The following is a 15,646-nucleotide window of genomic DNA, read 5'->3' on the forward strand; positions in this document are numbered from 1 at the left end:
CCTCGACGAGGAGGACCACGGATGCGTGTTCGTGAGCGGGTTCTGGCCGTTGCGGCCGGTACGGCCCTGCTGTCCACGTTGGCGGCGTACCCGGCACAGGCCGCGACGGTCCGCGTAGGGACTTCGGAGCAGCTCACGGCGGCGCTCGCTTCGGTCACTCCAGGCACCGTCATCGAACTCGCGGCCGACACGACATTCACGGGCAACTTCAAGGCGGCGAAGAGCGGCACGTCCAGCAGCCGCATCACGCTGAAGGGTCCGCGAAGCGCGGTCATCAAGGCCTCGGCCGGGCGCACGCTCGAACTGACCGGCAGCTACTGGAACCTGACCGGCTTCACCCTCACCGGTGGCCAGAAAGGCCTGATGGCGACGGGCGTCAAGAACACCGTCGTCGACGGCATCAAGGTCGCCGGTGTCGGCCACGAGGGCATCCATTTCCAGTACACGAGCACCGACAACGTCGTGAAGAACTCAGAGGTGACCGACACCGGCCGCGAGTACGCGGGCTACGGCGAAGGCATCTACTTCGGTTCCGCGAAGGGCAACTGGCCCGGCGGCACGCCCGACCGGAGCGACCGGAACAAGGCGCTGAACAACAAGATCGGCCCGAACGTGCGAGCCGAGTCGATCGACATCAAGGAAGGCACCACCGGCGGCGAACTGCGCGGCAACATCTTCGACGGGACCGGGCAGAGCGGCGAGCACTTCGCCGACAGCTGGGTGGACATGAAGGGCAACAACTACGTGGTCGCGGACAACCGGGGCAGCAAGGTCTTCGTGCACGACGCGACCTACGGCGGCTTCGAGGTCCACGTCCAGCTCGACGGTTGGGGCCGCGGCAACACCTTCTCCGGCAACACCGCGGACGTGCAGTCCAGCTACGCGTACGGCTTCTATCTCGTGAAAGCCGCGACGGGTAACAAGGTCTGCGCGAGCAACAAGGTGACCGGCGCCGGGAAGGGATTCGCGAACGTGGCCGCCACGGCGGGCTGCTGACGCGACCGAAGACCGGGGGCCCGCTCAGCCCGGCGGCGGGGGCGGGCCCCCACCCTTCGAACACTCGCCGATTCGGGCAGAGTGTTCTTATGGATGACCTGTACCCGCCGATCCAGGTGCGCGCCGAGGGCATGCTCGACGTCGGCGACGGGCACCGGATCTACTGCCAGGAAGCCGGGAATCCGGACGGCAAACCCGTGGTCGTGCTGCACGGAGGCCCTGGTAGCGGCATCTCCCCCATGGCCAGGCGGCATTTCGATCCCGAGGCCTACCGGATCATCCTGTTCGACCAGCGCGGCGCCGGGCGCAGCACTCCGCATATCGGCACGCCGGACGTCGACCTGTCGGCCAACACCCTCTGGCACCTCGTCGCGGACATGGAAAAGCTGCGCGAACGGCTGAATCTCGACCAGTGGCAGCTCTTCGGCGGTTCGTGGGGCGCGACCCTCGCCCTCGCCTACGCCGAAACCCACCCGAGCCGCGTCAGCGAGATCATCCTGCGCGGCGTGTTCACCGTCCGCCGCGGCGAACTCGACTGGATCTACAACGGCGGCGCCGCGAACCTCTTCCCCCGCGAGTGGGAAGACTTCCTCGCGCCGATCCCCGAAGACCGCCGCGACGACCCACTGTCGGCGTACCGCGAGCTCGTCTATCACCCCGATCGGGCGATCCGGGAACGTGCGGCCATCGCCTGGAGCACCTGGGAAGGCGCGATCGTCTGCCTGCGCCCGGATCCCGCCTTCCACAACCAGTACGCGTCGCCGGAGTTCGCGGTCACCTTCGCCCGGCTGGCGCTGCACTACTTCTGCCATGGGGCGTGGCTTGAGGAAGGGCAGCTGATCCGGGAGGCCGGGAAGCTGTCGGGGATTCCTGGCGTGATCGTGCAGGGTCGGTACGACGCGGTGTGCCCGCCGGCGACCGCTTACGAGCTGCACCGGGCTTGGCCGGACTCGAAGCTGGAGCTCGTCGAAGCGGCCGGACACGCGGTGACGGATCCGGGGATGCTGGCGGCGCTTCGGGAAGCGACGGACTCTTTTCGCTCGCCTTGAGTCGGCCGGGGCATTCGAACCGAGAGCATGCCTGCCACCCAAAGGCGGCGAGGTCATGTATCACCTGGTTCCTACCTGATCCCACGAGCAGGCAACCTGATCACAACAACCCTTTGTCCATCTGAGAGAATATCTTCTGAATTCCGCTCGACTTATCGACCACCCGATAACGATTGAATACTTCAACCGCCCTAGCCTCACCGCCCTCCAGTTTATGAAGAGTCAGCAAAGCACACTCCCTTACATCCTGATCCGAATCAGAAAGCCATCCATAAAACACCCACGTAGCCTCCTTCGCGAGAGTCACACAGCGCTCTGAAATCCGATCATTTCCTCGCTCAATCTCGGAAGAGTGCGGTTGACTGAAAACAATCTGCTGTATCAGCTCGGCGATACATTTACGCACGGGACCGAGAACCACATCTGGCAGCATCGCGAGGAGAACCTCGAGCGCAGGCAACGCCGATTCGTACGATTCCCCCTGAACTAGGACTTCATTATCAATACTCCAGTATGCCGCTTTCGCTTCCACTTCCGACGTAGCTTCAATAACAGAGTTAAAAGCGCTTGGCAGCCCATCACCGACACCCGAAGCAGTTCTCAGTGAAGCCCAATCGATGGATTCAATCAGCGCTGTCGCCACGACATTCACGAAACAACCTCGATTCCCCATGGACCACCAGGCTTCACCAGTGTACCCGGAGGGAATTGCGACTGATCAAAGGTTCCTTGACAACGCGTGCAGATCGGCACCTGCCCTGACGTGCGCGGGCGGATGGCTTCAGTGAACTGAACAGATTTGGGATCGATCCCGAGCTGACGGACAACATCATCTTCTGCGCACCCCGTCGGATTACTGTTGCAACCTGCCGCAGTACGTCCTGTAGCAGGGTCGAATCCTCCCGTAACAGTAGCCTTGCTTGCGCCGACCTCTTCCGCCAAATCGTCCCGAGCCTTTCGAGCGGCGCCAAGCAGGCACTTGTCGTCGTTATGGGTGAGAACCGGTGTCTGGCCTGCGACGACAAAGTACGTGTGGTCACCATCGACGGTCAGGTTGTAGACCCGCCGCACCTCCGACCATGACCGCGTCCCCGTGACCGTCGCATCCCGATGATCCCCGGTCTCCAGCCGATGACCGGCCTTCAGATCAACAGCGTGAGACCACCGCTTCTCCGACTCCACCCAGAACGGATGCTCATCCGTCGCCACCACAGACCCACGATCGGCACCGCTCGCGACACCGACCTCGACCAGAGTCCGCTTACTCGCATGCGAACGGGCATCCGTCACCACCCGAACCGCAGTACGCCCCGTCGTCGGATCCTTCGCCAGGACCTTGTCCCCGACCCTCACATCCTTGATCGGCTTACGAGACCCGTCACCCATCACCACCAGCGTGTTCGGATCAAAACTGTTCTTCGACACACAGCTCGTAGCCGAACCGCTCGACGACTCGTCGTGATGCTTACCCCGGCTCTTGTTCCGCCCAGCCAAACCACCCAAAGCGGACAAAAGATCATCAGGAGAAGCCCCCGACTGAGCAACCTCCGACACCGCCGTCACGGTCTCTGCGACGTTCTGGACGACGTTCCCGTCCCCCACCACCTGCTTCTTGAAGAAATCGAAAACCCGACCCGAATCCTGCACATCCGCCTTGAACGCCTGCACCACCCGAGCCGGCGTCAACGGCGACGACGACACCAGATCCGTCCCCTTGAACACCGGCTTCAAAGCCGCCTTCAACGTCGGAATCGGATTCCGCTTCGCCGTCCGCTCCGCGGCACCCCGCGCGGCAGCCGCGGCCGCCTTCTTCTTCGCCAGGATCGCCGCGGCCCGCCGAGCCGCGGCCGCAGCGGCGGCGGCAGCCGCCTTACGAGCAGCCGCAACAGCAGAAGCCTTCCGAGCAGCAGCCGCCGCAGCATCATCAACACCCCGGCGAGCAGCACCGGCGACATCGTCGCCATAGCGACGGCCAAGACCGATCGCGTCGTCGGCGTGGCGGCCCGCTCGCCGGCCGTTGCCGATGAAGTCGCCCGCCTTTCGAGCCCACTTCGCCGCGGTCGCGGCGTTGCCACCGAACGGGATCGCGCCCGCCGCCGACCAGGCGGCGTTCTCCCAGTCACCTTCAGCGGCGTAGATCGCGGCGTTCGCGAGGTCGGCGATCTCGCCGATGCCGGGGATCATGCCCGCCACGTCCAGGGCGGTGTGCACGATGGTGCCCGCCTTGTCCCACAGGTCACTGAACCAGCCGTGGCCATCCGGGTCGAAGTAGTTCAGCGGCGAACCCAGCACATACGAGTAGCGGTTCGCGCTGATCGACGGCGAGAACGGGAGCTCGATGCTGTCGCGCGAAGCGAACGTGCCGGAACCCGGCTGGTACCACCGCGCCCCCATGTTGACGTTCCCGTTGTCGGGATCCGTCCAGTCGCCCTGGAAACCGACCGTCCGCGAGGCACCGGTCGACGCGATCCGCTTGCCGTACGGGTCGTACGCCGTCGAGTCGACGACGCCACCCGATGCGGGCGCCAGCGCGCCGACGACGTCGCCGTGCCGGTCGGAAAGCGTGAGCCGGGAATCGGCTCCCTGCGAGAGCGACACCAAAGAGCCATCCGGACCGCGGCCGAAGCGCGAGACTCCGTCGCTGACTGTGTCTCGTTCCATGCCCGCGTACGAGAACTTCTGCCCGCCTCGGGTGGCGAGCCGGTCGAAGTCGTCGTAGGTGTACTCGGTCGTGCCGAACTTGACCAGCCTGTCGAAGGCGTCGAAGGAGTACTTCTCCTCCATGCCGGACGACGTGCGTGAACTCAGCGAACCGCGCAGCGAGTAGGCGTAGGTGTAGTCGCCGTCGGCGAGGACGCGGTTCCGCTCGTCGTAGGTCGCGTTCTTGTCACCCGCCTTGACCCGGTTGCCCGAGTCGTCCCAGCCGTACTCGGTCGACTTACCCGACGGGTCCGTCCAGGAGAGCATTCGACCCTGGAAGTCGTACGAGTAGCTGTTCTGACCGGAGCCGGCCAGCCCCGCGGTCGTCTTCGTCTTGACCCGGTCGTTCGGGTCGTAGGTGTAGGCGATCGACGAGAGGACCGTGCCGTTCGCTTCCTTCAGGACATCGGACTTCGGCCGCGCGAGGTTGTCGTAGTCGTAGGTCCGGACGCGACCGGCGCCGTAGTCGATCGTCTTGACCTTGCCGGCTTCGTTGTAGCCGTAGGTCAGTTTGCCGCCGGTCGCGCCGTCGGTCACGGAGTCCAGACGGCCCTTGAGGTAGCCGTAACCGGTGGTGCCGGCGGCGTCCTTCCGGGTGATGACGCGCCCGGCGTTGTCGTACTCGAAGGACGACGCGCCGGAGGTACCGGTCGCGGTCAGCAGACCACCGCGGTCGTTGTAGGTGTACGCGTTACTTCCTGCCACCCGCACACGGCCGTCGGCGTCATAGGTCCGCACCTTGCCGGTGGTCTGCGTCTCGGCGCCCGAGCCGGTCTCCGTGAGCATCCGGTTCAGCGCGTCGAACGTCCGGTCGCGGTTCACGTTTCCGGGCGCGGTCAGCCGGGTCGCGTTGCCCGTGGCGTCGTAGGACTGCGTCCAGGTCCGGTCGGCCGGCGCGGGATGTGCGGCGGTGGACGGCTCGACCACCGACTCCGGCAGGTTCAGGCTGTTGTAGGTGAAGACGGTCTTGTTGGATCGGCCGTCGGTGAACCTGGTGCGGTTTCCGGCCGCGTCGTAGCCGAATGACGTCGTGATCGTCTTCCCGTCCGCGACGGGCTCGATCTGGCTGGACAGCCGGTTCGCCGCGTCGTAGCTGAACGTGGTGACCCGCTTTTCCCAGTCCTCCGACGTCCGCATGTTGCCGGCGGGGTCGTAGGTGAACTTGCGCTCCCGCAACAGCGGCTGCGAGCCGGTCCACTGGCCGTCGACGTCGAACTCGGAGATCACGCGCCCGGCCAGGTCGTAGTTGAGCCGTTTCGTGGCGCCCGCGCCGTCGCTCGCCCGGACCAGCCTGCCCTGCCGGTCATAGCCCCGCTTGGTGGTGACCCCGGCCGGGTCGACCGCGGTGATCAGCTGGTTCAGCTTGTCGTAGGTGTTCAGGCTCTTCTCGCCGGCCGGATTCTCGATCGCCACCACGTTGCCCGCGTCGTCGTGCCGGTACTTCGTGGTGTACGCGGCAGGCGTCGGGAACCGCTCCACCGCGGTCGACGTGGCCTTGCGGCCCAGTTCGTCATAGGTCGCTTCGACCCGGGCACCCGTCGGCGAAGTCGCGGACAGGGGCAGGCCGGTCATCGTGTACGAGTACTTCCAGACACCGGCGGCCGTGCCGTTGTCCTGCGGGTCGTGCCGCTCAAGCAGCCTTCCCAGCTGGTCGTACCGCAGTTCGGTCGCGTGCTGCCGGGCGTCGATCTGCTTGATCACGCGCCCCACGGCGTCGTACCGGATCTCCTTGGTCGGTGTGATCGGCGCCGTGGCGCCGGGCGGCGTGTACGACGGCAGGCTCGCCTTCACCAGCTGCCCGAGTTTGTCGTACTCGGCCGTGGTGACGCGACCGAGCGGGTCCTTCGTGTGCGTGACCGAACCGAAGGTGTCGTAGCCGGTGATCATGGTCGCTTGCGCGTCCACCGGCGCGCCGCCGTTCGACTCCGTGCGGACTCGCGGACCGGTGGCCCGGATGGGCCTGGCCAGCTGGTCGTACGCCATCGTCGTCGTGTATTGGGACGACGACTGGCTCCCACGAGGATCGGTGACGGACACCGGCATCCCGCGTTCGTCGTAGTCCCAGCTGGTGATCAGTCGTTCCTGACCATTGTGGACGGTCTGCTTGATTCGCTGGCCGGAGGCGTTGTATTCGAATTCGGTGACCTCAAGGGTGTTCACCTGTCCGCCACCGGTGTTCGAGGGATTACCGGACTTCTCGGTGCGGATCACATTGCCGCTGCGGTCGTAGGTGAACCTCGTGCTGCGATCGAGTCCGCCGGGGTCTTCGATCGACTGTGTGAGCCTGTTGACCGTGTCGTAGTCGTAGGTCGTGGTCCGGTTTCCGGCCGTGGTCTGCTTGGTCAGGTTCCCGGCGCCGTCGTAGCTGTTGTTCTCCAGCACGAGGTCTCGAACGTATCCGGTGACGGGATCCTTGTAGCCCTCCGCGACGACCTGAGCGACCAGATCGTTGGCGTAGTAGTTGTTCCGCGTCGTACGGCCCATCGCGTCGACATGCAGGATCTGTCGTCCGGACTCGTCGTACCGGAAGGACTCGAGCACCGTCGGCTTCGAGTTCGCCGGATCGGTATCCCCTTCCCCGTCACCCGGGCGGCCGTCCCCGTCCGCAGGGTCGACCACGCCACCGTGCCAGCCGTGCAGGCGCACCTCGGCGACTTCATTGCGAGCCGTATAGGCGTAGGACTTCTTCACACCGCTCGCGTCGATTTCGAACATCCGGTTGCCGAAGACGTCGAAGCCGTACCGTGTCTCCTTGCCCTCCGGGTTGACGAGGTGCACGAGACGGCCATGGTCGTCGTACTCACGAGTGGTGACGCGGGAAGGGTCACCGCCGACGAGGTCCGAAACCTCCTCGCGCTCGATGTTCCCGTCCTTGTCGTAGGACATGACCGTCCGCGCACGATGCTTGACACCGGTGACGGCGTTCGTGGTCTCAGGCCCTGTCTCGGCCCTCACGCGAGAAAGCGCGTCGTATTCGTAGGTGGTCGTGATGCCGTCGGGGTACGCGTCCACGTAGATCGTGGAAGAGGTCCGCCGTCCGGCGGCGTCGTAGACGAATCGTGTCCGCATTCCGGACGCTTGCTGGATCTCGCCGAGATCGCCGGTGCTGTAGTACCGGAAGTTCGTGCTCTCCCCCGTCGCGCTCACCGTCGACAGCAACAGGTCGGCCGGAACCGGGACGCTCACGTTGTCGAGCGGCTGCTCGGTGCCCGTGGTGTAGCTGTGCACGACCTCGCCGCCGTCGGGCATCTTCTGACTGAGAAGGTCGCCCTTGGCGTTGTAGAGGTATGTGGTCAGGTACCGGTTGTCCTCGGCGTTCGTGGACCTTCCGTCCCGGCTCCAGACGACCTTGTCGTTACGCGGATCGAGCGGGTTGTCCGGGCTGAAGTGGTAGCCGAAATATTCGGTCTGGCAGCGACCGGGCATCTGGCAGGTCCGCTTGCTGATGACGTTGCCCCGCTGGTCGAATCCGAGCGTGACCTCATTGAGGTTCTCGGAGACGATGGTGTTCTGGTTGCCTTCGTCGTCGTAGTCGTAGGTTCGGATCCCGTAGCCGACTTCCCCGGCGGGCTGCCCGGCCTGGTCTTCCGGGCGGACGCCGAGCCCCAGCGGGGTGACCGTCCGCAGAATCCGGCCCCGAACCGGGTCGTAGTCGAAGGTGTGGTTGCGGTTTCCCGGATCGGTGAACTGAACGGTGCGGATCAGATTGTTCTCTTCACCGGTGATCACCGGCACGCCGAGCCGCCAGTTCCCGCCGTTGCGATCGGTGTAGCTCTTCACCCGCTCGCTGACCGTGTCGTATTCCACCTCGGCGGCGATCTTGCCGCTGGGCAGGGTGATCTTGCTGAGCCCTTCGGACGGCTGAGCAGCCTGGAACTGCTCGCGGACCGCGTTGTCCCCTAAAGGTTTGGTGTAGACGGCCACCTCGTCGATCGCTCCGGCGAAGTACCCGTGGTCGTTGCCGGGCTTGGCAGGCCAGTTACCGGAGACGAAGCCGGCGCCCACGTACGTCTTGGTCTGGTTGCCGTGATCGATCACGCCCTGCTTGGTCGCGACCTGGGCACCGTCAAGATAAAGCCACTGTGTCGCCAGCGATCCGGAAAGCACCACGTGATGCCACTTGTTGTCGTTGACCACACCGGGGGTGCTCATCGGCGCGGTCGTGCCGTCCGCGAACTGCCCGTAGAGCTTTCCGTTCGTCCCGACGTACAACGCCGGGGTGTAGGCGTTCTGCAGGGAACCCGAGATCTCGTTCTGCTGATAGCCCAGCAGGACACCGGCACCACTGGTCTTGAACCACAACCCGACCGAGAGATCCCTGCTTTTCTTGACCGCCCCGTCCGGGAGTTGCAGTACCGAGGTCGTCCCGTTGAAGGTCGCCGCGGTGTCGGCCGAGCCCGGCACCGCTCCCGCCGTGCCGAGCACGACGTTCTTGTACTTGCCGTTGTCCTTGCCCCGGTTGAGCGCAACCTGGCTGACGGCTGTCTCGCCGTTCTGATCACCCAATCGCCAGTAGCCGTCCGGTGCCGTGTCATTGACGACCGTGCGGAACCTGGACTGATCGGCGTAGTCGTACCGGGTGATGTTCGCCAGAGGGTCTTCGACCTGTCGCAACCGGTTGCCCTCGTAGGAGTACTTCCAGTTCCGGATCTGGCCGTTGACCTCGGTCGCGAACACCTCGGCGACCTTGCGATCCTGGATCAGGAAGACCAATTGCCGCCCGCTGGCCAGATCGAGGGCACGGGTGAGGGCGTCACCCTCCCAGTAGATCCTGACGCCGCGCCCGACGCCGTCGGTGTAACCGGTCAGCTTGCCCGCGGAGTCGAAGCGATACGTGGTCGCCGACTTGTCGGTCAGCGACCAGCCGCCGTCCGGCTCGGATTTGAAACCGGCGAACCGGCCCTGCGGCGGCGCGTAGGTACCGTCCGGGTTCAGCCCGAACCTCAGCTGCTGGCCGTCGGGATAGGTGACCAGGGCGTTCCCCGCGTAGTCCCGGGCCACGCGCATGTCGTACTTCGTCGCCCATCCCGTGCCGAACCAGTGGTCGCGGCGGGGATCCAAGGTGTTGTAGGTCCGGATGACACTCAGGCCGGGGCCGGCCGTCGGCATCTGGACGTCGATCGCACTGGAGTGGTAATTGCCGACCATCGGGTCGAAGTCACGGTCGGTTCCGCTGTGCGGGGTCATGGCCATATGCGAGGTGATCGCCGGTTGCGGGACGGCGCTCAAGATGGCACTGAACGGCAGCGCTTCGCTCTCGCTGGTGCCGTCGAACGCGAACGAGCGCCAGAGGTAGATCTTGTTCCAGAACAACTTCTTGTCCGGAACCGTCCACGTCGGACTCGTCTGGTGTGCCGAGCTGAAGCAGTTGACCGGGTTGTCGTTCGCGCCCTTTTCGCAAACCTCGAACCGGTACTTCAGGGTGCTGCCCGCGGGCGGGTCGACGTCGATACCGCTCGCCCACAACTGCGGGGTCAGCGTCTGGACGGAGGCGCCGTTGAGCGGGTACTGCTGCTTGATGAACGGCGGCACGTCGTACACGTCGAGGCCGATACGAGCGGGCGCGACCTGGTGATCGGTGAAGTAGTCGCCGGGCTTGCGAAGCATGCTGAAGTCGAGGAGATAGCTGCCCACCTCGATCGGCTTGATCTCCGCGTCGAGTGTGACGGAAGCGCCTCGCGCCACGTCACCGGGAAGCTCGGCCGCGAGGTGAGAAGCGCGAAAGTTACCACTCCGGTCGTAGACGCGGTATCCCAGCGCGAAGTCGTTACGAGACCAGGCCTGCGCACCGCGGTTCGTCACGGTGATCTTGACCTTGCCCGATGCCGTGCGGGTGACCGGCGGTTCCGGTGTGGCGCGGTCGATGCGGTAGTCGGCGTTGTAAGGCGAGTGCGTCACGTAGAGCCGCGGGGGGTTGGCCGTGCCGAAGCCGGTGAAGCGCTTCCACGCCGCCGGGTCCGTCGGCGCCTGAAGGGCGAGACCATGGTTCGGAGCGCCGCCCGCCCACTGCTGGACGAGGTCCCGGCCGCCGACGCCCAGGTCGATCAGTTCGTGGGCGGTCGGGCAGTTCGACCTGGTCGCCAAGGGGGCCATGTACCCGTGCGAGAAGACCCCGCCACCCAGCGCACCGCCGATCGGGGGTGTTCCGGAGGAACCCCAGTCCGCGGTGACCGGGTGCACGCTCATCGGACGGGGAGTACAGGAGCCGGACCAGAAGTTGGTCAGCTGCAGCTGCGCGCCGAAGATCCGGTTGTCCTTCAGATCTCCGCCGATGCCGCCGAAGCGCAGGTAGCTCGAAGCGGTCTTGCCGCCGCTGCGGCCGATACGCAACTCGCCGTGGTTGGTGTACCGAGTGCCGTTCTCCACCACTAGGTTGCCGGTGCTGACCGACTCCTTGACCACGGTGGGATCGACCCGCACGGGGTAGACTCTTGCCGGGTCCCGCAGCCACGCGGAGTCGAGTTCCACCCGGAGGATCTGCTTGCCATCACGGCTTCCGAGCCGGTAGGTGACGCCATAGGAGGTCGCGGGTTCACCGCTTTCCTGACGGCTCGAGTCGAGCATGTAACCCAGCGGGACACGCAGGACGACGGCGCCGGCCTGATTGACGAAGACCACCTGACCATCGGCGATCCTCGCCTCGAGTCCCTTCAGATCCAGCGCGAACTCCCAGGCATGGGGAGCGTCGGGATTCTTGAGGACGAACCACTCCTTGGCCGCGCCCGCGGTGAACTCGACCCGCATGTCGGCGTTCGGCAGAACGTCGGGGTACCCGACCGCGTTGCTTTCCGCGTGCCCGGCCGTCGCCCGCGCACCCAGCAGGCTGAAGGCCGCCTCATGCCCGGCGCCGTCGCTCACCCGCATCGAGCCGCTTGTCTGTCCCATGTGGACCTGAAGCTCGTCGCCCGCCTTGCGCCAGCCGCCTGCCTGATCGGGGACGGCGCGGGTGTCGATGGGACCGAATCCACCCTCGGGCCGCGGGAAGTTCAGCGGGTCTTGGCCGTAGACGGTGGTCTGCGTACCGTCGGGATTGGCGTAAACACTGCTGTGCGTGGTGCGCTGCTGCGGCAGTTCCTTGCTGGCCTGCGCGTCGAAACCACGCACCTGCGCGGCAGGCGGCGGTACGACCGTCGCGCTGCTGCGCTTGTCAGAGGCGGGTTCGGGAAAGGCGATCGGCGGGTACTTCGACTGAAGTGAAGCGGCTGTCGCCCGATTGACCGCGGGAGTGGCGGCGTTGTCGGGGGTCGGACGGTCCGCGACGCCTTCCGCGGATCCCGACTCCTGCTTCGGTGCGTCCGCCACAGCCGACGCACCCGCCTCGTCCGACGACGGAAACCGTTGCGAAGCCGCCGGCCCCAGCGTCGCCACGAGTGCGACGATCAGCAGCAACGCGAGCGTCACCCGGAGTCTTGCGCGCAGGACAGGTCCACGACGGATCCGCTTCATGACTTCCCCCCTTGGGCTGCCCAACCAGGACGGCCCTCGGCTCCTTGAGAGCAGGTCGGCGAGTTGATATTGCTGGGTGACGAGACGTCCGGCAAGGCCTTTTGCCGATTTTGGGCCAAATGGCCGTGGTCGAATGGGCACACGTGGATGACCGAACGGTGATCGATCATGCGTTCGATAGTTCGATTAGCGCGTTAGCCGATGATGAGCTAGATCACAAATCTTCGACAGGGTCGACCGAATCACACTTTCGGCCGAATGACGGCGCTCTGACCAGCCGCTAGCGTCCGGCGTGCTCATAGTCAAAAACGAGGGCGCTGGGGGCGGAAGGTCGCGTCGCGTTACAGAATGGGCAACTCTGTCGCGCCGACGCGATTTTTTGTGCGTTCGTGAGCACTTTCCGCGCATGGCACTCTCCGTATTCGGAGAAGGAAGGTCCAATGCGGACTCGAAGATCCCTGGTCGTCTCCGCGGCCGCCACGGTGCTGCTCGGCACCGTGGTCACCACGGCGCCCCCGGCACAGGCCGCACCGGCGCTCCCGACGGGGTTCGCCCTGATCGACACACCCACCGGCCAGCAGGCCGGAGATCTCACCGACGCCGCCTACCTCCCGGACGGAAGTGCGCTGACCGCCGGCCGCCTGGGATCGGTACAGCTGGTACCGCGAGGTGGCCAGCCGGTACAGATCGCCTCACTTCCGGTGCACACCGCCGGTTCGCTCGGCCTCACCGGCATCGCGGTGGCACCGGACTTCACCACCAGTCGAACGGTCTATACCACTCGGGCGCTCGCGACCAGTACGTCCACTCAGGTGTTCCGCCTCAGCAAATGGCGGGCGGAGGGTGTGGGCGCACCGACGGGACTCACGGACGAGACCCCAGTTCTGGAGTTCCCGGTCAACGCCGACAGCAAGGGGATCCAGGACGTTGTCGTGGATCCCGGCGGCGATGTCCTCTGGGTCGCTGTCGGGGACAACGCGACCGTTCAAGCTCCGGCCGGTGCGACCAAGGACAATGTGGACAAGTACGCACTGCGAGCGCTGGATCCCGCTCATCCGACGGGCAAGGTACTTCGCATCGGCACGGACGGCAAAGGCCGGGTGGACAATCCGTTCTACGACCCGGGGGCTCCGACGTCCTGGCGCAGCCGCAACTACACGAGCGGACTGCGCGACCCTCGGATCGCGGTGGATCCGCGAGGCGGTGTCGTCGTCACCGACATCGGCTGGGCGGCCCGCAGCGAAGCGAATCTCGCCTTCCCCGGCCAGAACTTGAAATGGCCCTGTTGGGAAGGGACCACGCGTGCACCTGGCTATCGCGACCTCCCGGAATGCGCGAACGTCGCGAACTCCGCACCGATCAGTGAGGCGACCCAGGGCGCGACGGATACCCTTGTCGGCGGAGTTCCCTACACCGGGACTTCGTATCCCGAGATTTATCGGGGACTTCATTTCGTAGCCAACAAGAGCGGTCACACGCTTTCGACTTTCGCGTTCGACGCTGGGGGCAAGCCCACCCAGGCGATCAACGCGATCGCCTCCGACATCGGCGATCCGGTCGCCGTTCTGACGGCACCGAACGGCGACGTCGTGCTGGCCGACTCCGCATCTTCCAAACTGCGCAGGTTGAGCTACAAGCCGGCGAACAAGGCTCCCTTCGCGGCGTTCACCGGAACCGTGACGCCGGACACGAAGAAGATCTCGCTCGACGCGGGAGGGTCGAGCGACCCGGACCTGGACACCCTCGACTACCAATGGACCTTCGGCGACGGCACCATCGGTAGCGGTCAGGTCGTGGAACACACCTACTCGACCGGCGACGCGGTGACGGTCAGTCTCACGGTGAGCGACGCGCACGGTGCGGTGACGAACGCCAGCCAGACCTTCCTTCCCGGTGAAGCCACACCCTCGCTTTCGCTCGCGACTGCTGACCCGAACACCGTCTTTTCCGGCGGCGAAACAGTCTCCGTGGGTGTTTCCTCGGCCGAGGACCCCACGGATGGACCGCTGACCGCGAAGTGGCGGGCCGAGCGGATGCGCTGTCCTCTGAGCGACACCTGCGAATACACCACGCTGCGTACCGGCACGGGCCCCACCTTCTCATTCGCCTTCCCGAACGAGACCGACACCCGTGTCGTGGTCATCGCGACGGCGGAGAACAGCCGTGGCGTCATCACGAGTCAGCGGTACACCGTCAACCCCCGGACGGCTCGGTTGGCCGTCGCCGGCAACCGTCCGGCGCGGATCAAGATCGGGGCGAACGAGAGCACCAACCGGCTGGTGACCGTGAACTCCCCCGTTCAGATCTCCGCGCCTCCCAAATCCCTGGACGCGGCGAACTTCGTCAAATGGCCGGACAACCAGAGCACCGAGCCGGTCCGTCAGGTCCAAATGCCCGTCGCGGGACTCACCCTCCGTGCCGAGTACCAGACCCCGATCCAGAAGCGCTACGCGGACGAGGCTCCTATCCGGACGCTGATGGGTGCTCCGGTGGGGCTGGAACTCATCGAGGGTGACGGCCATTGGCAGCAGTACGCATCCGGCCGTCTGTATTGGACGGATCAGCACGGCGTCAAAGCCGTCGCCGGAGAGATCCTGACCAAGTACGTCACGCTCGGGGCGCACGCGTTCCTCGGATCTCCTTCCACCGACGAGCTGGTGGCCAGGGCGGGTAACGGTCGCTACAACGACTTCACTGGCGGACCGACCACGGGTGCCGGCTCGATCTACTGGACGTCGAGCATCGGAGCGATGGCGATCCACGGCGAGATCCGGGCGAAGTGGCAGGCGACCAACGGCGAGGCAGGGTCGCTCGGCTTCCCGACCACCGACCAAAAGGGCACTCCGGACGGGATCGGCCGCTACATCCACTTCATGAACAACAACGCCTCGATCTACTGGACCGAGGCGACCGGCGCCCACTTCGTGATGGGCAGTATCTGGCAGAAGTGGCGGTCACTGGACTGGGAGCGGTTCTTCGGTTACCCGACCACCGACGAGACGGCCACGCCCGACGGTGTCGGACGATACAACCACTTCAGTGGGAACGGCTCGATCTACTGGTCGGCGTCGACGGGCGCCTTCGAGATCCACGGCTCGATTCGCGAGCGCTACAAGGCGATCGGCTGGCAAACCGGCGTCGGCTATCCCATCACCGACGAGACGTGGACTCCTGGCAACACCGGTAAGTACAACCACTTCCGCCAAGGCGGCTTCGATCATTCGATCTACTGGCGTGCGGGAACGAACGTCGCCTGGGAGGTCAAGGGATTGATCCGGCTGCGCTGGCGGGACCTCGGCTGGCAGACGTCGTATCTCGGCTTCCCGATCAGTGGCGAGTACAACACGCCGACGGGTAAGCGCAGCGACTTCCAGTACGGCTACATCACCTACAACGGATCGACGGGAGCGATCGAAGACCGTCGGTATTGAGTGAAAACGCCGGTGCGGCCCACA

Annotated in this window: 5 protein-coding genes; 3 read left to right on the forward strand and 2 right to left on the reverse strand. The window is 65.4% G+C overall.

Annotation, left to right across the window (positions count from 1 at the left end; translation table 11 throughout):
• Positions 1-21: 21 nt before the first annotated feature.
• Both AJAP_RS33105 and pip read left to right on the forward strand, forming a co-directional pair.
• Positions 22-996: a right-handed parallel beta-helix repeat-containing protein gene (locus AJAP_RS33105; RefSeq protein ID WP_038518820.1), complete on the forward strand. Its 975-nt coding sequence runs from the start codon at positions 22-24 to the stop codon at positions 994-996.
• A gap of 89 nt (positions 997-1,085) precedes the next feature.
• Positions 1,086-2,045 carry a prolyl aminopeptidase gene (pip, locus tag AJAP_RS33110; RefSeq protein WP_038518823.1) on the forward strand — a complete coding sequence of 320 codons (960 nt, stop codon included), beginning with the start codon at positions 1,086-1,088 and terminating at the stop codon, positions 2,043-2,045.
• A 100-nt stretch (positions 2,046-2,145) separates the two neighbouring features.
• Here the strand turns inward: pip and AJAP_RS43850 are convergent, their stop codons facing one another.
• Both AJAP_RS43850 and AJAP_RS33115 read right to left on the reverse strand, forming a co-directional pair.
• Positions 2,146-2,697: a hypothetical protein gene (locus tag AJAP_RS43850; protein ID WP_148311608.1), complete on the reverse strand. Its 552-nt coding sequence runs from the start codon at positions 2,695-2,697 to the stop codon at positions 2,146-2,148.
• Positions 2,694-12,191, reverse strand: coding sequence for a polymorphic toxin-type HINT domain-containing protein (locus AJAP_RS33115; protein ID WP_084098419.1), 9,498 nt, complete (start codon positions 12,189-12,191; stop codon positions 2,694-2,696). Before AJAP_RS33115 ends, AJAP_RS43850 begins: the two co-directional genes overlap by 4 nt.
• Positions 12,192-12,580: 389 nt before the next feature.
• Here AJAP_RS33115 and AJAP_RS33120 point away from each other — a divergent pair, with 389 nt between their 5' ends.
• Positions 12,581-15,622 carry a PQQ-dependent sugar dehydrogenase gene (locus AJAP_RS33120; protein WP_228694696.1) on the forward strand — a complete coding sequence of 1,014 codons (3,042 nt, stop codon included), beginning with the start codon at positions 12,581-12,583 and terminating at the stop codon, positions 15,620-15,622.
• The last annotated feature ends 24 nt before the right edge of the window (positions 15,623-15,646 follow it).

This window comes from Amycolatopsis japonica, from assembly GCF_000732925.1.
In the GTDB taxonomy this organism is placed as follows: Bacteria; Actinomycetota; Actinomycetes; order Mycobacteriales; family Pseudonocardiaceae; genus Amycolatopsis; species Amycolatopsis japonica.

Excerpts from the sequence above, each read along its gene's own strand:
- AJAP_RS33115 (WP_084098419.1), bottom strand. The coding sequence starts at position 12,191 with ATGAAGCGGATCCGTCGTGGACCTGTCCTGCGCGCAAGACTCCGGGTG.
- pip (WP_038518823.1), top strand. The coding sequence starts at position 1,086 with ATGGATGACCTGTACCCGCCGATCCAGGTGCGCGCCGAGGGCATGCTC.
- AJAP_RS33105 (WP_038518820.1), top strand. The coding sequence starts at position 22 with ATGCGTGTTCGTGAGCGGGTTCTGGCCGTTGCGGCCGGTACGGCCCTG.